The organism is Rhodococcus sp. NPDC059234 (genome assembly GCF_042754225.1).
In the GTDB taxonomy this organism is placed as follows: Bacteria; Actinomycetota; Actinomycetes; order Mycobacteriales; family Mycobacteriaceae; genus Rhodococcus_G.
Genome location: NZ_JBHZAH010000094.1, coordinates 1 through 20,224, shown reverse-complemented (window position 1 = coordinate 20,224; position 20,224 = coordinate 1). Strand labels below are relative to the sequence as shown.

At 70.2% G+C, this 20,224-nt stretch carries 15 protein-coding genes; 5 read left to right on the top strand and 10 right to left on the bottom strand.

Annotated elements, in window-relative coordinates:
* A partial coding sequence (meaB, locus tag ACFXGJ_RS18315) for a methylmalonyl Co-A mutase-associated GTPase MeaB (RefSeq protein WP_378622830.1) occupies positions 1-812 on the top strand: 812 nt, incomplete at its 5' end.
* A gap of 49 nt (positions 813-861) precedes the next feature.
* Entirely contained in the window at positions 862-1,425 is a 564-nt protein-coding gene (locus ACFXGJ_RS18310) for a C40 family peptidase (RefSeq protein WP_378622827.1), read from the top strand.
* Between the two features lie 18 nt (positions 1,426-1,443).
* Here ACFXGJ_RS18310 and ACFXGJ_RS18305 read toward each other — a convergent pair whose 3' ends face one another.
* Genes ACFXGJ_RS18305 through ACFXGJ_RS18290 form a run of 4 tightly spaced genes read right to left on the bottom strand, consistent with a single transcriptional unit; the run spans position 1,444 to position 8,117 of the window.
* Positions 1,444-2,235: a BPL-N domain-containing protein gene (locus ACFXGJ_RS18305; protein ID WP_378622825.1), complete on the bottom strand. Its 792-nt coding sequence runs from the start codon at positions 2,233-2,235 to the stop codon at positions 1,444-1,446.
* Complete coding sequence (locus ACFXGJ_RS18300) at positions 2,232-3,446, bottom strand: heparan-alpha-glucosaminide N-acetyltransferase domain-containing protein (RefSeq protein WP_378622823.1); 1,215 nt, start codon at positions 3,444-3,446, stop codon at positions 2,232-2,234. The genes ACFXGJ_RS18305 and ACFXGJ_RS18300 overlap by 4 nt, the downstream gene beginning before the upstream one ends.
* Position 3,447: 1 nt before the next feature.
* Positions 3,448-4,128 (bottom strand): BPL-N domain-containing protein, encoded by a 681-nt coding sequence (locus ACFXGJ_RS18295; RefSeq protein WP_378622819.1) that lies wholly within the window; start codon positions 4,126-4,128, stop codon positions 3,448-3,450.
* Positions 4,125-8,117: a Pls/PosA family non-ribosomal peptide synthetase gene (locus tag ACFXGJ_RS18290; RefSeq protein WP_378622815.1), complete on the bottom strand. Its 3,993-nt coding sequence runs from the start codon at positions 8,115-8,117 to the stop codon at positions 4,125-4,127. Before ACFXGJ_RS18290 ends, ACFXGJ_RS18295 begins: the two co-directional genes overlap by 4 nt.
* A 494-nt stretch (positions 8,118-8,611) precedes the next feature.
* Between ACFXGJ_RS18290 and ACFXGJ_RS18285 the strand changes: the two genes are divergently transcribed.
* The gene (locus tag ACFXGJ_RS18285; RefSeq protein WP_378622813.1) at positions 8,612-11,095 is read left to right on the top strand and encodes a LuxR C-terminal-related transcriptional regulator; all 2,484 of its coding nucleotides are present in this window, start codon (positions 8,612-8,614) and stop codon (positions 11,093-11,095) included.
* Between the two features lie 19 nt (positions 11,096-11,114).
* Here ACFXGJ_RS18285 and ACFXGJ_RS18280 read toward each other — a convergent pair whose 3' ends face one another.
* The 4 genes from ACFXGJ_RS18280 to ACFXGJ_RS18265 all read right to left on the bottom strand — a co-directional run bounded on the left by ACFXGJ_RS18280 (position 11,115) and on the right by ACFXGJ_RS18265 (position 15,179).
* Positions 11,115-12,224, bottom strand: coding sequence for a BPL-N domain-containing protein (locus ACFXGJ_RS18280; RefSeq protein WP_378622810.1), 1,110 nt, complete (start codon positions 12,222-12,224; stop codon positions 11,115-11,117).
* Positions 12,225-12,275: 51 nt separating this feature from the next.
* Entirely contained in the window at positions 12,276-13,313 is a 1,038-nt protein-coding gene (locus tag ACFXGJ_RS18275; protein ID WP_378622834.1) for a nucleoside hydrolase, read from the bottom strand.
* Between the two features lie 13 nt (positions 13,314-13,326).
* Positions 13,327-13,800, bottom strand: coding sequence for an OsmC family protein (locus tag ACFXGJ_RS18270; protein WP_378622808.1), 474 nt, complete (start codon positions 13,798-13,800; stop codon positions 13,327-13,329).
* 101 nt (positions 13,801-13,901) lie between these two features.
* Complete coding sequence (locus ACFXGJ_RS18265) at positions 13,902-15,179, bottom strand: CoA transferase (protein ID WP_378622832.1); 1,278 nt, start codon at positions 15,177-15,179, stop codon at positions 13,902-13,904.
* A gap of 103 nt (positions 15,180-15,282) precedes the next feature.
* Between ACFXGJ_RS18265 and ACFXGJ_RS18260 the strand changes: the two genes are divergently transcribed.
* A complete protein-coding gene (locus ACFXGJ_RS18260; RefSeq protein ID WP_378622805.1) occupies positions 15,283-15,996 on the top strand; it encodes a lysoplasmalogenase in 714 nt (237 codons plus the stop codon).
* Here the strand turns inward: ACFXGJ_RS18260 and ACFXGJ_RS18255 are convergent.
* The gene (locus ACFXGJ_RS18255) at positions 15,977-17,215 is read right to left on the bottom strand and encodes a saccharopine dehydrogenase family protein (RefSeq protein ID WP_378622802.1); all 1,239 of its coding nucleotides are present in this window, start codon (positions 17,213-17,215) and stop codon (positions 15,977-15,979) included. The two genes, ACFXGJ_RS18260 and ACFXGJ_RS18255, sit on opposite strands and share 20 nt — an antisense overlap.
* 129 nt (positions 17,216-17,344) lie before the next feature.
* The gene (locus tag ACFXGJ_RS18250; RefSeq protein ID WP_378622799.1) at positions 17,345-18,775 is read right to left on the bottom strand and encodes an SDR family NAD(P)-dependent oxidoreductase; all 1,431 of its coding nucleotides are present in this window, start codon (positions 18,773-18,775) and stop codon (positions 17,345-17,347) included.
* A gap of 237 nt (positions 18,776-19,012) precedes the next feature.
* Between ACFXGJ_RS18250 and ACFXGJ_RS18245 the strand changes: the two genes are divergently transcribed.
* Positions 19,013-20,176, top strand: a complete 1,164-nt coding sequence (locus ACFXGJ_RS18245; protein WP_378622796.1) for a S8 family serine peptidase — start codon at positions 19,013-19,015, stop codon at positions 20,174-20,176.
* The last annotated feature ends 48 nt before the right edge of the window (positions 20,177-20,224 follow it).

Below are 20,224 nucleotides of genomic sequence, written 5' to 3'. Positions count from 1 at the left end.
GCATCACCGGGGTCCCCGGGGTGGGCAAGTCGACCACCATCGAGGCCCTCGGTATGCACCTGATCTCGTTGGGGCACAAGGTCGCCGTCCTCGCCGTCGATCCGTCGTCCACCCGCACGGGCGGCTCGATCCTCGGCGACAAGACCCGGATGCAGAACCTGTCGGTGGAACCGAACGCGTTCATCCGGCCGTCCCCGACCTCCGGCACGCTCGGCGGCGTCGCGAAGGCGACCCGCGAGACCATCGTGCTGCTCGAGGCGGCCGGCTACGACGTGATCCTGGTCGAGACCGTCGGCGTCGGGCAGTCCGAGGTGACGGTCGCCAACATGGTCGACACCTTCACCTTCCTCACCCTCGCTCGGACCGGCGACCAGCTGCAGGGCATCAAGAAGGGTGTGCTCGAGCTGGCCGACATCGTCACGGTGAACAAGGCCGACGGCAAGCACGCGATCGAGGCCAAGGCCGCGGCGCGGGAGCTGGCGGGTGCACTGCGGCTGATCTACCCGCACGACGCGCTGTGGAAGCCGCCGGTGCTCACCATGAGCGCGCTGGAGAACGACGGCGTCGACAAGTTCTGGGACACCGTGCTGCTGCACCGCAAGGTGCTCGGCGACGCCGGCGAACTCGAGGCCAAACGGCACCAGCAGCAGGTGGACTGGACGTGGTCGATGGTGCACGACCAGTTGCTGCGCCGCCTCGACACCGACCCCGCCGTCAAGGCGATCCGCGGCGACGTCGAGCAGCGGGTCCGTGAGGGGTCGCTGACCGCGGCGCTGGCCGCGCACCAGATTCTGGAGACGTTCGACGGCTAGGCGTCGGATGGAACGGGGATCGCCGCGGACGATGCTGAACGGAGTTGACGTGACAGAGCGGTCTTCGGCATCCGCGAGTCGGAGCCGGCTCCGGAACGCACTGGTGGCGACCGGGTTGTTCGCGGCGGTCGCCGGTGCCGTGGTGGTCCCGCCGGTGCTCGCCCGGTCGACCGCCGATCAACTCGACCGGCTGACCGCCTCCTCCGAGTCGCCGGAGGCGGCGGTCGTGCCTGCGGTGATCGAGATCGCCTCGGCCGCATCGAGTCCGGCCGGTTTGTCGGCGCTCGCGGCCGCGTACACGCAGGCGGGCAAGCCGTACCGCTGGGGTGGAACGGGGCCCGACGCGTGGGACTGTTCGGGCCTGGTGCAGTGGGCCTTCGGGCAGGCCGGGGTGGACCTGCCGCGGGTGAGCGAGGACCAGGCACTCGTGGGCGACCCGATCCCGGTGGAGGCGATGGCTCCCGGCGACGTCATCACCTTCCGGGACGCCGCCGACCACGTGGGCATCTACGCGGGATTCGGGCAGGTGTTCAACGCCTACGACGAGGATGTCCCGATCGGCCTGACCGGGCTCGCCGACCTCCCGCCCATCCACAACGTGCAGCGGTTCTGAGCCGAGGGCGGCCGCGGGTCAGCGCAGCAGAGTGGTCTGGATCAGGTCGTGGCCGAGGTCGAATCGGATCCCGTCCGGGTTCGTCAATCCGGGTCCGCGATACCAGGACTCGTCGGCTTCCGGGTGCGGGCCGACCAGTCCGACGCGGCCGCTGCCGTACGGGGTGACGACGGCCGCGACCACCTCGTTCGGGTAGCGCGCCAGCACCGTCGCGCCGACCGCGTCCCAGTTGTCGTCGGGGACCGTGAACGCCGTGCCGTCCTGGAAGAACATGTGCCGGCGCTGGTTGCGCCAGTCGACAGCGACGACGGTGTCCTCGGTGTCGTGCACGGTCGCGTCGTCCGTGCCGATGTACTGCCGCACCTGGCCGGGGAACAGTCTGTAGCCGGGGTCGTTGCCGGCCAGGTAGGCGCCGAGACAGAAACCGAGGTAGGAGCCGCCCGCGGCCACAAACTCGCGCAGGTGGGGCGCGTACGACCGAGTGCGGCGCCACGCGGGACCGACCGTTCCGCCGCCTGGCTGCGCGTAGACGGCTGCCCCGGCGAGGGTCTCGGGGGTGACGTCGACCTCCTCGTCGGGTCCGCAGTACACCGGTCGCAGCGGGGTCGGCGCGGACACGAGCAGGTTCGCCACCGATTCCGCGCAGCCCGAGCAGGCCGCGGGACCGCGGTAGACGAGGGCGACCGGCCGGTCGTCCGCGTCGGCGAGCAGGCGTGGCAACCCCACTGCTGCTGCGGCACCGACCGCGCCGACCCCGGCCGCCCCGATCAGGAACCGCCGCCGCGTCACCCGGCCCTCGGTTCGATTCATGTGCGGGCGGTCCGGGATTCGACAGCCCGGCGAACGCGGGTGGTCACGGAGGTGACGAGACCTTCGAGCGGCCCCCGGCCGGCGGTCGCTCGCCAGGCCAGTGCCAGGGCGCAGATCACCACGACCTGTCGCACGTAGCCCTCGGTGGCGTCGTACATGTCGAAGTCGGAGTTGATGAACATGATGTGCCCGACATAGACGGTCAGCGACATCGTGCCGACGGCCACCAGTGGGGCGGTGAGGATGTTCACCGCCCGAGCCGGCACCGGCCGGCCGACCCGGAACAGCAGCAGGCACAGGCCGAGGACGAGGAACGAACTGCCGACCGTGTTCATCAGGTCCAGCGGTGTGCCTGTGTGCGGACCGTTGACCGCGAGCCACCACCAGGTGTCGGTGGGCACGGTGCCGTCGGAGCCGAACGCGAGGACTTCCTCGAGGGTGTCGGGATCGGCGATCGCTTCGAGCCGGCTCAGGCCCTCGAACGGGTGCAGGAACATCCACGACAGCGTGGCCGACAGCGAGACGAGCAGCGCGCCGATGCCGGTGAGCCAGGCGTTGATCCGCAGGGACGAGAGGTCGAGCCGGCCGACCACGATGCCCACCAGCATGTAGGTCATCCACACGACGACCGGGAACTCGCCGGTGAAGACGAGATTGGCCAGCGACTGGATCGGCTCGACCAGCACTGTCTCCCAGGACAACTGCCGAGTGAACGGCTCCGGCAGATGTGGGCGGACGAACTGGCTGAGCACCGGCGTCACCGCGGCTGACGCAATCGCCAGTACCGCCAGCGTGCGGGTGCTCAGATACACCAGCGGCACCGCGAGCAGGAACATGACGGCGTAGTACGGGAGGATCACCACCCCGTAGTCGATCTCGGTGTATCCCAACGACAACCCGATCAGGCCGAGCATCACGGCTCGGGCGACCAGCGACGCGGCCGTGCCACGAGACTGCGGTCCGGGCTGCAAGCGGCGACGACCGGACAGGAACGCGATCGCGACCCCGGCCAGCACGGCGAACATCGCCGACGCGTGCCCGGCCGAAAGGGTGTACGGGAGGGTCGGGTGGCCGTCCGCGTCGTAGTCGTCCAACGAGTGCACGGCGATCATGCCGAGCACGGCCAGCCCGCGGGCGAGGTCGACGCCACGCAGGCGGACCCGCCGCCGTGCGGGCGCGGCGGTCGCTGGACTGTCGGTCAGGGTCGTCATGTCAGCTCATCACCGCGTCGATCAGGTCGAGGCCGGCGACGCTGCCGACGCCGGCGGGGGTGGACAGTCCGGAATCGGCGAACCAGTCGGCGTCGGCTTCCGGGTGCGGGCCGACGACGCCGACGCGGCCCGCACCGAAGTGCGCGGTGAGCGCGGCGATCTGGCCGTTGGCATACGCGGCCAGCACGTGCATTCCGGGCGGAAAGTACTGCGGCAGTGCGAAGGTCGGGCCGTCCTGGAAGTACATCGGCTGCGGACGCCCACGCCACCGCACGTCGACGACTGTCGCCTCGGGCCCGGCGACCTCGGCGCGTGCGGTGGAGATGTAGCGGTCGGCATCTCCCGGAAGCAGGTTGAATCCCGGCGTGGCGCCCGCGAGGTATCCGCCGAGACAGAACCCCAGGTAGCGACCGCCGCCTGCGACGTACTCGCGGACCGTGTTCCGGTGCCGTCGCATCCGCCGCCACGCGGGTCGCAGTTCGTCGCCGCCGGGTTGGGCGTACACGGCGGCGGATCGTAGGACGTCGGGAGTGAGCGGTAGGTCCTCACGCGGGCCGACGTAGTGGATCTCGAAGTTCCACCGGCTGCGCGCGAGCAGCGCGGCCACCGATTCCGCGCAACCGGGCAGGGTGGCGCCGCCGCGGTACACCAGGGCGAGGGGGCGGTGGTACGAGTGCCTCACGGGCGCACCGCCTGGGCCGGGACGCCCTCCCATCGGGTGTGGGCGGGCAGCTCGTCGCCCTTCATCAGCAGCGACAGCGGGCCGAGTTCGGCGTGCTCGCCGACGACGGCGTCGTAGAGCACCACCGCACGGGTGCCGACGGTCGCGCCCGCGCAGACGGTGACGGTCGACATCTTCATCACGCGGTCCTCGAACAGGTGCGTCTGCAGTGACACCCCGGCCCCGATCACCGCGTCGTCGCCGACCTGCACCAGGTCGAACTCGGTGAGGTATGTGGTGCCGATCCAGACCCGTCTGCCCATTCCCGCGCCGAACCAGCGCAGGACCATCGGCAGGAACGGGGTTCCGGTGAGCTGACCGAGCAGCACCGGGACCGCGGCCGACTCGTACATGCCGGTGGCGAATTCGGACCGACGCACGAACCTGGCCCACAGCGGCTCCACCCGCGGCCGGTAGGTGCCGACCAGGTTCTTCTTCACCGCCGCGGAGAACAGCACCACCCCGAGCGCGGTCGCCAGTGCCAGCAGCGGCGCCGACAGGATCGTCCAGGTGAGGGTGCTGGCACGAGCGATCAGCGAGAGCCCCAGCAGGTAGAAGTACAGGCTCACCCCGATCACCGTGGGCGGCAGCACGATCCGGAAGAACTCGATCCACCAGCGGTGGGCGACGACCGCCCGGCTCGGGGAGAAGGTCTCCGCCTCGTCGAACTCGCCGCTGTCCTGCCGGGCCGGCAGGTAGAACGCAGGATTGCCGAGCCACGACGTGTCGGCCGGAACGCCCTCGGCCGGCGGTACGGTCAGCACGCCGACCAGTGAACCGTCACCGGTGTGCATGCCGCTCGGCAGCACCGCGGCGTTGCCGATGAACGCCCGGGTGCCGATCTCGGTGGGCGCGAACGTCATCCGGCCGTTGCAGAACGTGCTGCCGCCGAGGCTCGCCATGTCGGCGACGAAGCTCTCCTCGCCGATGGTCAGCAGGTCGGGATCGATGTGGGAGACGGTCGAGACCTCGGCGCCGCGACCGACCCTGGCGCCGAGCAGGCGCAGCCACGGCACCGTGTACAGGGTCGCGTAGAGGGTGTTCGTGTAGAGCAGGCTCATCTCGAACAGCTTGTCGGTGGCCCACTTCTTGACGCCCAGCGCGGACGCCTCGGGGAACGTGCCGGTCGGTAGCGACGGCAGGATCAGCCTCTTGCCGAGCGCGACGACGGCGCACACGCTGGCGACGTAGACGGCGCCGGAGGCCAGCGTCGCCAGCAGCGAGGCGAGCATTCCGTACTCGAGCAGCACCGCCCACACCAGCACGAGGCTGGGCACGATGGTGGCGATCGCCAGCGCCTCGAGGGTGAGCACACCGAACGCGGTGAGCAGCAGCAACTTCGGGGTCCACCCTGGTGCCGGCTCGTCCGCGGCCATCGCTTCGACGCGGGGGTCGAGGCGGGGCACCGGGCGCGGCGGCGAGCCGGCCCACCGGGTGCGTGCGGGAATCGTGACACCCTCGGCCAGGACCGACTGGTCGCCGAGCATCGCGGTGTCGCCGACGACGGCGCCCGGTTCGAGTGCGCAGTTCGCGGCGACGTACGCGTGTGCGCCGACGACGATCGGCGCCACGACGACTTGGCGGCCGACGACCCGCCACGGCCGCACGTCGGTGTTCGTGCCGAGCGAGGCCCCGGCACCGATGGTCACCATCGCGGGGAACGAGACGGTCGAGGTGCCGATGTGGGTGTCGGCGCCCACGCTGGCGCCCAGCGCCCGCAGGAACGGCGCCATCAGCGGCGACCCGCTGAGCACCGGCATCGGTGCCAGCATCATCAGGTGGTCGACCATCCACAGCCGCAGATATGTTGTGCCCCAGAGCCGGTAGCGGCCGGGTTCGATGCCGGCGGACAGCGGCCGGATCGCCAGGACCGGGACCACCCATCGCACCATCAGGTACGACGGAACCGTGGCGATCAGCAGGTCGACGAGGGCGTCGAACGACGGCTGACCGTTGTGGCGGACGTACACGATCGAGACCGGGATCGTCACGACCAGCAGGATCAGCAGGACGAACAGGGCCTGCGCTGCCCCGGCGCGCCGCACGGCGGCACTGCCGATCGGTGCGCCGTCGGTGCGTTGTGTCGGCGGGACCGGCGGAGTGGGCCTTCCGTTTCCGCCGTCCGCGCCGATGCCGACCAGCGTCGCGGCCATCGCGCGGATCGTCGGGCCGGCGTACACGTCCCGGATGCCGGCAGTCGGGTGCATCCCGCTCTCCCGCAGTCGCGTCACCAGCTGGGCCGCGGCGAGGGAGTGGCCCCCGAGTTCGGTGAAGAAGTCGGCTTCGACGGAGACCTCGTCGGCGGGCAGGCCGAGCAGGTCGGCCCACAATCGGCGCAGGTCGAACTCGACGTCGCTACCTGCCGCGACCACCGGTCCGGTGGGCCCGGAGAGCCGTCGGCCGGTGGGTGCGGGCAGCCGGGGGCGGTCGACCTTGCCGCTGGGCATCATGGGCAGTTCGTCGACGACGTCGAGGAAGGTCGGCACCATGTAGTCCGGGAGCCGTCTCTGCAGCTCCTCGTGCACGCGGGCGGCGAGCGCGTCGACCGCAAGGCCGTGGGCGTCGGCGCCCGGCAGCAGGACCACCCACGAGGCGAGCTGTTCGACGTCGGCGACGGTGACCTTCGAGACGACCGCGCTGGCGACGGCGTCGTCGACGAGCAGCACGCTCTCGATCTCGCCGAGATCGACGCGGTGGCCGCGGATCTTGACCTCGCTGTCGGCGCGGCCGAGGTACTCGACTTCACCGTCCTCGGTGATCCGGCCGAGGTCGCCGGTGCGGTAGATGCGGCCGCGAATTCCCGGGATCGGCAGGTCGAGGAACCGGTCGGCGGTCAGGTCGGGGCGGCCGACATACCCGCGGGCGACACCGGGGCCGCCTATGCAGATCTCGCCGATGCCACCGTGCGGAACCGGTTCGCGGTTCTCGTCGAGGATCACCACCGAGTAGGTCGGAAGCGGGACACCGATCGTGACCGGACGGCCGGGCACCAGCTCGCACCAGGTCGCGGTCACGGTCGCCTCGGTCGGGCCGTAGGTGTTGAGGATGCGCCTGCCGGGGCGGCCCCAGCGCTCGACCAGCTCTCGCGGGCAGGCTTCGCCGCCGACGAGGATGCTGCGCAACAGCGGGAGCTCACGGGGGATCGTGGCGAGCAGGGTCGGCACGCAGTACATGACGGTGACGCCCCGCGACTCGAGGAAGTCCGCGAGTTCGCCGCCGAGGCGGCCCGCTCCGGTGGGGCCCGCGACCAGCGTGGCGCCGACCGCCCACGTCGGCCAGATCTCCTCGATGGAGAAGTCGAACGAGATGGTCATGCCCTGGTACACCCGATCGGTCGGTTGCACGTCGTAGACGGTGGGCACGATGTCGAGAAAGTTGCAGATGCTCGACTGCGCGACCTCGACGCCCTTCGGGCGGCCGGTCGAGCCGGACGTGTAGATGATGTACGCGGCCGGATCGCGGTGCGCCACCGTGAAGCTCGGACGAGTGGTCGGTTGTTCGGCGATGAGGACGGCCTCGCTGTCGACCTCTGTCCACGACACCTCGAGCCCGGCGAGTGTGGCCGAGAAGGCGGAGCTCGTGAGTACGAGGTCGACGTCGGAGTCCGAGGTGATGTACGCGATTCGGTCGGCGGGCGAGGCGGGATCGATCGGGACGAAGGCCGCGCCGGCCTTGAGGACCGCGAGCAGCGCGACGTACGTCTCCGGGGAGCGTTCGAGCAGGATCGCGACGCGGGCCCCGACCCCGGCGCGAAGGCTGATCAGGTGGTTGGCCAGCTGGTTCGCGCGTTGCTCGAGGTCGGCGTAGGTGAGGCGGTGGTCGTCGCACTCGACCGCGACGGCATACGGCGTGCGTTCGACTGAGGCCTCGAAGACATGCTCGAGCCGCCGCATGGGTGCGGTGACCCCGGCCGGTCCGGACATGAACGGGCGTGTCTGAGCGCTGGACATGGTTTCCTCGTAGTAGTTAACCGCTGGCTAATTCGATTTGCGGTCGGGTTATGTAAGCACGTCGAGGGCGTCTCGTTCGGGGGTCGTCGGCGGCGTGGACCCGGGTGTCGTACGCGCGCGGGCGCGGGCCCGGGGCCGGCCGCGCCGTGGGCCCGGCAAGACCTCCGGCTGCCGAAACCGTTGATTCTGCAACCATCCGGGCAGCTCACCGAGTCGGCCGGGGCGCGGCGTGCGGTGTACGCCGGGGTTGTGACGGGCGGGACGCCGGCCCGCAGGCCCGCACGGTGCGACGGCGCCCCGTTCGGGTGTCCGGCGCCGGGCGACTTCCGATTCACCCGGTGATTCACCCCTCGTCACTCGAGCGCCGTGACCCTGCTCACTTCCGCGTGGTGGTAATTGGACAAATGACTCAGATATCCGGGAGCTACACTGTCGCCTCGACAGCGCCGCTGTGGCAGGCACATCAGCTGCAATTCGATCGGAGGGGTGGGCTCGTGTCCGTCAGCCGTTGGGCGACTCCGAGGCCGACCGCGCGTCCGCGACTGCTGCGCCGAATGGACGAAGGCGCGGCGCTCTCCGTCGTGTGGGGACCGACCGGTTGCGGAAAGACGACGCTGATCGAGTCGTGGCTCGCGACGCAGCGGGACGCCGTCGTGATCCGGATCGACGCGCCGGCAGACGGAGCACAACCAGTCGAGTACTGGGCACGTGTGGACGAGTCGATCGGTTCCGACCCGGATCCGGCGACCGTGCTCGTCCTCGATCTCCCGGACCGTCTTTCCGACCCTGCTCTGTGGAACCGGCTGAACCAGGTTCGGCGGCTCGGTGGCGGGATCCGCGTCATCGTCGCGGTCCGCGACGCGTCGCTGTTCTGGGATGCGAAATTCCCGACCGTGGACCTCAGTGTCGTGACCGCGGCCGAGCTGCGATACACCGCACGCGAGGTCGCCGACCTGTTCGACGAGTCCTCGCTCGAATTGGCGCCGCGAACGATCGCCGAATTGCATCGCCGGACCAGCGGGCACGCGGTTCTGGTCGACGGCGCCCTGCGGGTGGCGCGCGTGTTCGGCACCGACCTCGAGTTCGAGTGGGCGTTGGCGGACGATGTGCTGAACCAGATGGTCGACAGGTACGTGCTGTCCTCGGTACTCGACGAGTCGCTGGAAGGTCGACATCGAGTGCTGGCGATGGTCGTCGCCTCCGCGCGACGGGTGACCACGGCGGCGGCGGCTCAGCTCGGTGCCGCGGATGCAGCCGCCGACCTGTCGGCGCTCGAACGAGCCGGTGTGCTGGTACGTATGCCCGCGGTCGACGGCCACGACTGGCGCATGGTCCCGGCCGTCCGGCGGTCGTTGCTACGACACGCGGTCCGGGAACGGGTCGTGCCGGTCCAGGAGACCGTGACGCGGCTGGCGCTGATGAGTCTGGACGCGGGGGAGTACGCGGCGGCGCTCTGGTACGCGACCGAGGCCGAGGACTGGGAGCTGGTCGGGTCGATCGTCTCCTCGCGCTGGCTCGAGATCTCGACGACCAGGCTCGGCGCGCTGCGTGACGCCCTGATTGCGATGCCGCAGGCGTTGGTCCTCGACCGGCCGGCTCTGTACCTCACACGCGAACTGCTGATCCGCATGCAGTCCGGTGCCGAGCGTGGCCCGGTGTCGGTGATGTCGGAGCGTGTCGAAATCGAGGAGATCGCCGACCGTTCTGTCGACGAGGCGCTGCTCGCGGGAACGGTGCGATCCGTGCTCATGCGGTTCGGCGGGGATTTCGAGGAAGCGGTCCGTCATCACTCGGTGCTGGCCGAGATCTCCACCGCCACGGCAGATGCCGGGGTATCGCCGTACCTGCCTCTGTTTCAACTGCATTGGGGATTGGCCAGTCATCTGAAGGGTGACTTCGGGGTGGCGGTGACCCTTCTGCAGCAGTCGTACAGCGGAGCCGCCGACCGGGGCCCCTCCTTCGCAGCTCGAAACGCGGCGGGCCAGTTGGCCCTGCACCACGCAATGCTCGGCGAGCCGTGTGTCGCGGAGAGGTGGATCCGAAACGAGTCACGGTTCGGGGAAGCGCCCGGCTGGATGGGTGTGATGGTGCGCATCCCCGCCATCACCGCTGGTGGCCTGTCTGCGCTCGACCGGATGGATCTCGAGGCCGCGGCAACCGCGCTCGCCGAGATCGGCGACGTCGACGACAATGCCGAGATCTGGGCCTTCATCGCATACACGCAGAGCCAACTCGACCTGGTGCGAGGCGATGTGGAAGCCGGTTCGGATCGGCTGAGACGAGCGACGGCTCGTTTCCGGCGGTGGCTGACTCCGAACTCGTTGGCGGCGCCGCTCCTCGGATCGGCGTCGATGGACCTTCGGACGGCGATGGGCGGAGCGGACGAGGTGCGGGTGCGGGTGCGGGTGGAGCGAATGCGTGGACCCGTGCACCCGCTCGTGCGACTGTCCGGGGCGCGTGCGGCCGTGCTGTCCGGCGGCGCCGCTGCCGCCCTGGCGGCGTGCCGAGAACTCGCGACCGACAACGGCGGCTACACCCGGATTCGGCTGGAAGCACTGCTGATCTCGGCGATGGCGCTCATCGACATCGGTGACACCGAGTCGATTCGCGGAGCGTGGAGCCGGGCGGTCGCGCTCTCCCAGGACAGCGGATTGGTGCGTCCGTTCGCGACGGTTCCGCCGGAGACCCTCGCCGTGCTGTCGGAACTCGGACCACCGGTGCCGGAGGCCTGGCGGTCACTGGATGTCGCTCTGCGACCGCATGTCTTCCCGGCTCCGCCGGCCGCGGCGGTACTGACCGAACGCGAAAGAGCCGTGCTCGCCGGTCTGGCCACCACCGCCACCGTCGCGGCCATCGCGCAATCGCTCTACGTCTCGCCGAACACGGTGAAGACCCAGATGCGGAGCATCTATCGGAAGCTCACCGTGCATTCGCGTGGCGAGGCGGTCGCGGCGGCGCGGCGGCTGGGCCTGCTCTGACCGCGGACTGCTTCGACGGTCAGGATCCCGGCCGCGCCGCTGGTTGAGCGGTCGGGGCCGCGCCAAGGAGGAACTGTCCGAAGAACGGATCCTCCGCGATCTTGTTCAGCGGCCACGGCAGCGGAGGACGCTGCGGGGCAGGGGGAGTGGTTGTGACCGGGGGTGTGGTGGCGACCGGGGGTGCGGCCGTCGTAGGCGGTGCGGTGACCACCGGCGCGGGAGTGGCCACTGGCGCAGGCATTTCCACTGGTGCGGGCGCGGGTGCCGTCGTCACAGTGGGGGCGGGGAGGGGCAATTCCGCGGGTACCGGAGTGGGCACAGGCACAGTCGTCGTGGTCGTCGGTGCCGCAACGGTCGACGGTCCGGCGCCGCGGTTCACGGTCGTTTCCACGAGGTCGTACGCTAGGTCGAGGTGCACCGCGTCCTGAGCCGACAGGCCGTCGTCGACGAACCAGCTCGCGTCCGCCTCGACGTGCGGTCCCGTCACCCCGACTCGTCCCTTGCCGAAATCGACTGCGAGCGCGGCAACCTCGCCACCCTTGTAGGTGGCCAGCACGGTTGCATTGTGACCAGGTTCGAGGTCGAACGCCGGCGGATCCTGGAAGTAGGTGGTCTTCTCCTGGCCTCGCCAGACGACCGTGGAGCGATGCGGCTGGGTGTCCCACACCGTCGCACCGGGTTTGGCGCTGTACTGCGAGGTGTCACCGGGCAGCAGGTTGTAGCCGGGCGTCGCCCCCGCCAGGTATCCGCCGACGCAGAATCCCAGATAGCTACCGCCGTTGCGGATCCAGTCGCGGATCACCCCCGAGTACGGTTTCATCGCCTTCCACGCCTTGCTCAGGCTCGGCCCGCCCGGCTGCGCGAACACGCTGGCGCGGGCCAGTGTCGCGGCGGTGATGGGAGTGTCGTTGGGGCCGACGTACTCGGTGCGGAAGTGGGACGGCGAATTGCGCAGCATCACCGCAACCGATTCCGGGCAACCGCTGCAGGACGCGGGCCCGCGGTAGACGAGTGCCAGCGGGCCGTTCGGCGTTGCCGTCGCGTTCGGCTGCGCCGCTGCGACGGCGGGTATGCCGGCCAGTGCCAGCACGAGCGACAGGACAACCAGGATCTTCCGGTGGTTGCGCACCGCACCTCGCTCTCGTTCGCCCCCTGGGGTCAAGACATTACAGAATCTTGGTCAACCGAGCGGAATTCGACGCGCATGGCGTCCGATCCGATCCACCAGGCCGGTGAAGAACTCCTCGGGATCGGTGTCCACGACGATGTCTGCGTTGAACGGACGTCCCCACATCCCGTACCAGTCGGCGACGGTGCAGGCGCGCGTGAGGGTTCCGGTGAGTTCGACGTCGACGGTGGCCGGGCGGGTCCGAAAGTCGACCGCCCGCAGTGCGACGGCAGCCGCGAAGGGATCGTGCATGTGCGCAAGGAAGCCCTGGCCGTGGTCGCGATGGAACTCCAGATAGAACCGAATGGCGTCGGACAGGTGCCGGATCACCGGATTCGAGGCGCGCGAACGGGTTCCGGGCGGATCGGACTCGGTGATCAGCTCGTCGGGTGTGCTGCCCGCGGCCGCGCCGAGCCGGCGCAGGTGCTCGGGGAACATCTCGATGGTCTCGGTCACGTCGAGCGGACAGATCACCGGCCGACGATCCTCGGGGGCACCGGAGAACGCGTCGAACACCTCGCGGGCGGCCTCGGGGTCGACGGAGATGTTCCACTCCGCCTTCGGCGTCGTATTGCCCGGATGGTGAAACGCGCCGCCCATCACGACGATTCGGTGAAGCAGGGTCGGGAGGGCGGGTTCGATCCGCAGCGCCAGCGCCAGGTTGGTCAGCGGCCCGGTGACCAGCCCGGTGACCTCGCCCGGTCGGGACCGCGCGATGTCCACCCAGGCCCGAGCCGAACTGCGCTCGGACACGGATCGATTCGAGGCGGGCAGGCGCGCGTAGCCGATTCCCTGTGGGCCGTGGGTGTCCTCGGTGGTGCGCAGCGGATCGGTCAACGGTACCGGCGAACCGAGGGTGACCTCGATTTCGGGGCGCCCGCACAGGTCCAGCCAGGCCAGGTTGTTCGCGGCCACCTGCGCGGCGGGCACGTTGCCCGCGGTGCTCGCGATGCTGAGGATCTTGGCTTCGGGGCTCGCCAGTAGGTAGAGCAGCGCCAGCGAGTCGTCGATTCCCGTATCCACGTCGAGGATCAGCGGAACCCTTGCCATATCGGCTGCCATGTCAGCGGTCGATCCGCGCAGTGGCATGGTGACGAACCGGGAAGTTCACCGAGCGTGCGATGAAACAGACCCGGTTCGCCTCCTCGTGCAGTGCCTCCAGCTTGTCGAGCACGTCGTCCGTCGACGACACAGTGACCTCGGGCCGTAGCGTGACCTCGGCGAATTGCCCTGCGCCGCCCGGCTCCTCGGTCATCGTCCCGGTCGGATGGTCGACGTAGTCCGTGACCACGACGCCGGCCGCCGCCGCGAGACCGAGAAACCACAGCATGTGGCACTGGGAGAGCGAGGCGACCAGCAACTCCTCGGGATTCCAGCGCGTCGAATCGCCGAGGAACGCCGGGTCGGAGCTGCCAGGCAGGTCCGGCTTGCTCGTCGCCGACACGATGTGTTCGCGGCCGTAGGAACGCGGCCCCACGGTGCCCTGGCCGCGGTTGCCGGTCCACGTCACGGTCGGTTCGTAGCGATGTTCGCGCACCGGGTCGATTCTGCCAGCTCGCCGGCCTGCGCGGGCCCCGGCACCGTCGTCGTGACTGGTTGACGATCGAACGCCGTCGGTGGTCACGACCGCGTCGGCTGTCACACCCAGTGCGGTGCGTCCGCGCCCCAGTCGTGAGCGGCAAACAGGTACTGCGGGTAGCCGGGCAGCGGGGGACGTGCCGACGTGACCGCCCCGTGGGTGACCGTGGCGTCGGGCCCGGGTGTCCGCGCTGTCGCGGGATCCTCGACCCGCCCCGGCGCGTCGAGCAGCCATCGGGCGGTCCGGGCCAGCGACACCGCCACCGTCCGCCCGCGGCCGTCGCCGTCGCGCAGGGTCAGCGCGTCGACCAATCCTGCCGCCAACAGGTACCCGCTGGCGTGGTCGAGCGCCTGCACGGGCAGTGCTCCCGGGTGCGCGCCCCCCTCGACCAGTGCGATGCCGGTGGCGGCCTGGACGATGGAGTCGAATCCGCGGCGCTGCGCCCACGGGCCGTCGGCGCTCCAGGCGCTGACCGAGCCGTGCACGATCCCGGGCCTGAGCCCGGACAGTCCGAATCTGTCGAGAGCGCCCGGACGGTAGCCGGTGATCAGCACGTCGGCGGTGGACATCAGCGCGCGCATCGCCCGCGCGCCGTCGTCGGAGGTCAGGTCGAGCAGCGTCGACCGCTTCCCCTGACCGGTGTCGCGGTGCTGCCAGTCGATCTCGTGCAGGTGCGGCGGATCGACGCGGAGGACCTGCGCTCCGAGTAGCGCCAACGCCCGGCCCGCGACCGGGCCGGCCAGTACCCGGGTCAGGTCCAGGACCCGGCGGCCCCCGAGTGGTCGGACGGGGTCGGTGCTCTTGGCGGAGTGACTCATCGGCGTCGCGAGCGCCGACGATGTGGCGCCCATCCGGACGATCGGTCCCGATCCGGAGGCGACGCCCTGCGGATGCCGCGCCCACTCCGCTTCGGTCCGCACGCTCGCCGCGATCGCGCCGCACTCCGCGGCCCGCTCCTCGACTTCCTGCGCCGACAACGTTCCGATGCGGGACGAGAGGACACCCGCGTCGGCGTCGTCGGGGAGCCCCAGCGCCTCCAGCAGTCGGGTCCGGTGGTGCGGGTAGTTCGCGTGGGTGCGGACCCACCCGTCGGACGCGGCGAAGAATCCCGACATCTGTGCGAAACCCGACACCGGTTCACCGGCGATGCGCATCATCCGATCGCCGGCGAACGACGCGGCGACTCGCTCCGGGTCGAGGCTCCACGGGTGCGGAGTCAGTCGTCGCGCGACGAGCAGACGGTTGACCGCGGAGGCCAGCGCGCCGACCGAACCCAACGCGAGGGCCGCGGTCGGCAAGCGGGAGGAGAGGTAGCCGTCGCCAGGAGGGAAGACCATGCCGCCCGAGTGGTGCGGCAGCGCACAACCGCGCTCGTAGTCGGTGAGGAGTACCTCCGCGGACACCATTCCTGGACGGTATACCCGTCGTTAGCATGGGCGGATGATTGTCGCCCCCGCACGGACACTCGGCGGCCGGGCCGTCGTCGCGCTCACCGCGTTCGCCGCGGCCTCGGTGATCCACCTGACTGCGCAACTCGCCGAGGCCGACGGTGTGGCGAACGTGAGCCAGTGGTTCCTGATGCCGTTGCTCGCCTGGTTCCTGGTGCTGGCGGCTCCCGCGCCGCGCTCCCGGCTGGTACGGCTGACGCTGGCGGCACTCGGCCTGTCCTGGCTGGGGGACACCGCGCCGGACCTCGCGCACGGAGACACCGCGTTCCTGGTGATGATCGCGTTCTTCCTGCTCGCGCAGGTGGCGTACATCGCGGCGTTCTGGCCGTACCGCGCCGCGAGCGTGCTGCGCCGACCCGCGGGGTTCGGCTACGTCGCGGTGATCGCCGCGCTGGTGGCGGCCTGCGCGCCCGGTGCGGGGGCGATGCTCGCACCGGCACTGGTCTACGGCATCTGCCTCGGCCTCATGGCCGTGCTCAGCACGGCGCTGGGGCGTGTCGCGGCCCTCGGCGGCGCGCTGTTCCTGGTGTCCGACTCCATGATCGCGCTCGGTGCGTTCGCGGACTGGTTCCATCCACCGGTCGAGGGATTCTGGGTGATGGCGACCTACATCGCGGGGCAGGCGCTGATCGTGCTCGGGGTGCTGGCCGCCGCGCGCTCGACGGCCGGCACACCCGGGGCAGCGACTACGTCCTGCGGACGGTGATCTCGAAGCCCGCCGCACGCAGGCGATCCGCCAGCCGGTCACCGATCGCGGTGGCGGGGGTGAGCACGCCCGCCGCGGCGGGCAGCGCGTCGCGGTCGAGCGCCAGGGCGAGCGCGGATTCGCCGAGCATCACCGCGGTCGCCGCGTACCCCGGGTCGCCCTTGGCCCGGATCCGCGAGGTGTAGCGGGCCCCGGTGGTCGTGGTCGTGTACACGTCCGTGGTGAAATGTCCGGCGTTGCGCGTCTTCTCGCTCGGACCCTCGCCGGGCTTCGGCAACACCCGGTCGAGGACGTACCGCGTCGGCGGGAAGGCCAGCCCGGCCATCAGCGCACCGAGTCCGGCCGCGACGCCTGCCGCCAGCACGGGGGAGAGCGGGGACTGGCCGACGCTCATCACCTCGCGATAGCGGAACGTCCTGCCGTAGGCCCAGTTTCGGAGCGAGTTGCTGCGGCGTACGACACGGGTGTTGGTCGAGCCCATCACGAACGGTGCGGTGCGGCCCTTCAGCCCGGGCGCGATGTCCGAGCCCTTCACCAGGTCGACGTCCGACTGCCGGCCGAGGTCGGGTTCGGCGGCGGGATCGGGGCTCAGCGAGTACGGCCCGGCGGCGATCCTGCGGGCCCGCTTGTCCGTGGTGACGGTGTCGACCAGGCCCCGCATCGAGTCGATGGTGCCGCCACTGACCCCGCCGCGCATCGAGCTGACCACCAGGGTGGTGTCGGTGAGCTCACCCTCCCCGTCCGCGGCCACCTGCTCGAAGAGCACGTGTACGCCGAGATCGGAAGGGATGGAGTCGAATCCGCACGAGTGCACGATGCGGGCGCCCGTCGCGACGGCGGTCTCGTGGTAGCGGTCGATGGACTCGCGACCGAAGAGCACCTCGCCGGACAGGTCCGTGTAGTCGGTGCCCTCCTCTGCGCAGGCCCGGACCAGGTCGATGCCGTACTTGGCGTACGGGCCGACGGTGGTGATCACGACGTGGGTGGCCTTGGCCAGCGCGGTCAGCGATTCCGGGTCGTCGGCGGAGGCGACGAGGATCGGCCACTCGGCAGCACCGGGGAGACCCTCGCGGATTCGTTCGAGCCGGTCGCGGGAACGTCCGGCCAGACCGATGCGGGTGCCCTGCGGTGCGTGGCGGGCGAGGTAGTCGGCGGTGAGCTTGCCGACGAAACCGGTGGCGCCGTAGACGACGACGTCGAGCTCACGAGTGCGGGTCATGGCGACAACCCTAGGTGTCACCGCCCGTCACGTCATCCCCTGCTTGTACTCCCCGATGTCACATTGGTTCGGCTCAGGCGAACCAATGTGACATCGGGGAGAAAAGGGGCGCGGGGTGGCGGCGTGCGGTCACCAGGGCGAGGGCTGGAAGTCCTTGAGGAAGCAGCCGTACAGGTCCACGCCCGCCTCGCCCTGCACGATCGGGTCGTACACCCGGGCCGCGCCGTCCACCAGGTCCAGCGGGGCGTGGAAACCCTCGTCGGCCAAGCGCAGCTTGGTGTAGTGCGGGCGTTCGTCGGTGATCCAGCCGGTGTCCACCGCGGTCATGAGGATGCCGTCCTGCTCGAGCATCTCCTTGGCGCTGGTGCGGGTGAGCATGTTCAGCGCGGCCTTGGCCATGTTGGTGTGCGGGTGGCCGGGACCCTTGTAGGCCCGCGAGAACTGGCCCTCCATGGCGGAGACGTTCACCACGTACTTGCGGCGTGCGGATGATGCGGCCATCGCCGGGCGGAGCCGGTCCACCAGGATGAACGGCGCCACCGAGTTGCACAACTGCACCTCGAGCAGCTCGATCGGGTCCACCTCGCCGACCGTCTGCACCCAGCTGTTGGTGTGCGCGACGTCCGGCACCAGTCCGCCCGCGTCGATCGCGATGCCCTGCGAGATGCGTTCGGGCGTAGCCGAACCCGCGACAAGTGCGAGCTCGGTCACCTGGTGCACGATCGACTGCGACGCCATCGGCAGCGAGCTGGCGAGCGAGGCCGGGTGCGCGTCGCTGGTCTTGCCGAAGGTCACCACGTCCGGCAGCTCACCCGCGGGCAGCGGACCGGACTCCGCCTCGACGAGCGCCGAGTAGGAGCCCGCAGACCGGCGGACGGTCTGCGCCGCGTTGTTGATGAGGATGTCGAGCGGGCCCTGCGCGGCGACCGAGTCCGCGAGCGAGACCACCTGCGCCGGGTCGCGCAGGTCGATGCCGACCACCCGCAGACGGTGGATCCAGTCGGCGCTGTCCTCCATCGCCTTGAACCGCCGGATGGCGTCGTTCGGGAATCGGGTGGTCACGGTCAGGTGCGCGCCGTCCCGCAGCAGGCGCAGCGCGATGTACATGCCGATCTTCGCGCGCCCGCCGGTGAGCAGGGCGCGGCGGCCGGTCAGGTCCGTGCTCGCGTCACGCTTGGCATGACTGCTCGCCGCGCACTCGGGGCACAACTGGTGGTAGAACGCGTCGACCACCGTGTAGCGCTGCTTGCAGATGTAGCAGGGCCGCGGACGGATCAGGGTGCCCGCGCTCGAGCCGACGGTAGGCGAGGAGATCAGCACGCCCGCGGTCTCGTCGTCGATGCGGTCGGGCGAACCGGTGGCGGTCGCGGCGACGACCTCGCGGTCGGCGTTCGAGATGGCATCGCGCGCGGCGATCCGCCGTCGGCGCTTGAGCTGCTTGAACATCTTGCCGCTGGCGCGTTGCAGGGCCTGTGAATCGGGATGATCCGCATCGAGGTCGCCGGCCGCGGCGAGGACGCGGATGCAGGTTTCCAGGTCGGCGGGATCGATACCTGTCATTGGTTGTGCCATCGGTTGGTAGCTCAGTCCTGATCTCGTCGTGCTGGTCGTGACGAATTCTACCGAATTGGCGACAACCAGCCGATTCGACGGTCGCCGCTGGTGACATCGCGGCGCCGGACGAGGAAAATTTGACGGGTCGGGGGATACGTCGGACCGCATCGCCCTGCTTCCCGCGAGTGTTCGATCGCGTGGGGTCTGACCGTGTGGCGTCCGACAGTACGAAAGGCCACGATCATGAACGACAAGGCCATGAGTCAGGGCACCACACAACTACTCCTGCATGCCGAATCGGTGGCTGCGGTCGAGTTGCCGGTCCAGAAGGACGGCCCCTACCTGCCGGAACTGACGGACATCGACCTGCTGGTTCGCGCGCCCGAGGCGCGCCGCGATTTCAACGTCGGCGGTGCGGGTGTCACCGTCGCCGTGCTGGACACCGGGTTGCGCGGCAGTCACGTGGATTTCGCCGGCCGGGTGGCGCCGGGCCGCAACTTCACCGCCGACAACGGCGGCGACCCCGCGGATCCGACCGACCGTCACGGACACGGGACGTCCGTCGCGGGCATCGTCTGCGCTGGCCGCATCCACACCGGGGTCGCGCCGAACGCGCGCATCGTGCCGGTGAAGGTGCTCGGCGACGACGGGCGCGGTCGCTTCGCCGACGTCGCGCGCGGGCTCGACTGGGTACTCGATCACCGCAGACCGCTGGGCATCTCCGCGGTGTGCATGTCGCTCGGCGCAGCGGACAACAGGGCGACCGACACCGACCTGCCGGGCGACTCCATCGGCGCGCTGCTGCAGGAACTGAGCGACGCCGGTGTCGCTTGCTGCGTCTGCGCCGGCAACGAGTACCACGCGCACGGCGGGCTGCAGGGAATGAGCTATCCGGCGATCTTCCGCCAGACCCTGAGTGTGGGCGCGGTCTACGACGCGGACGAGGGACCGTTCCGATATCCGGACGGCGCGAAGGCGTTCTCCACCCTGCCGGACCGGCTGACACCGTTCTCGCAGCGACTGCACCACAAGGTCGGCGGTCCGTGCGCGACCGACATCTTCGCGCCGGGATCGCCCGTCACCTCCGCGGGCATCCGCAACGACACCGGTGAGTCCATCCAGTACGGGTCGAGCCGGGCGACGGCGGTGACGGCGGGGGTGGTGGCGCTGCTGCAGTCCTTCCACCTCCGCACCACCGGGGAGGTTCCGACGGTCGCCGACGTCAAACGGTGGCTGCTGCGCGGTGCCACGGTCGTCTACGACGGTGACGACGAGCACGACAACGTCGGGCACACCGGGTTGACCTTCCCGAGGATCAGCGCGGTCGGGGCGCTGTTCGCGTGCGCGAAGGAGCTGGCGACGCGGGAGCTGGTGTCGGCCGAGCGGTTGGCGGCCAAGACGCGCTGACTGTGGGGTGTCGGTCACCGACAACAGGGACGACAGACGACGAACTGT

Bases quoted from the DNA above. Each gene is read 5' to 3' on its own strand.
- ACFXGJ_RS18275 (WP_378622834.1), bottom strand. From the start codon at position 13,313: ATGGCAAGGGTTCCGCTGATCCTCGACGTGGATACGGGAATCGACGAC.
- ACFXGJ_RS18265 (WP_378622832.1), bottom strand. From the start codon at position 15,179: ATGGTCTTCCCTCCTGGCGACGGCTACCTCTCCTCCCGCTTGCCGACC.
- ACFXGJ_RS18255 (WP_378622802.1), bottom strand. From the start codon at position 17,215: ATGACCCGCACTCGTGAGCTCGACGTCGTCGTCTACGGCGCCACCGGT.
- ACFXGJ_RS18290 (WP_378622815.1), bottom strand. From the start codon at position 8,117: ATGTCCAGCGCTCAGACACGCCCGTTCATGTCCGGACCGGCCGGGGTC.
- ACFXGJ_RS18245 (WP_378622796.1), top strand. From the start codon at position 19,013: ATGAACGACAAGGCCATGAGTCAGGGCACCACACAACTACTCCTGCAT.
- ACFXGJ_RS18260 (WP_378622805.1), top strand. From the start codon at position 15,283: ATGATTGTCGCCCCCGCACGGACACTCGGCGGCCGGGCCGTCGTCGCG.
- ACFXGJ_RS18300 (WP_378622823.1), bottom strand. From the start codon at position 3,446: ATGACGACCCTGACCGACAGTCCAGCGACCGCCGCGCCCGCACGGCGG.
- ACFXGJ_RS18305 (WP_378622825.1), bottom strand. From the start codon at position 2,235: ATGAATCGAACCGAGGGCCGGGTGACGCGGCGGCGGTTCCTGATCGGG.
- ACFXGJ_RS18250 (WP_378622799.1), bottom strand. From the start codon at position 18,775: ATGACAGGTATCGATCCCGCCGACCTGGAAACCTGCATCCGCGTCCTC.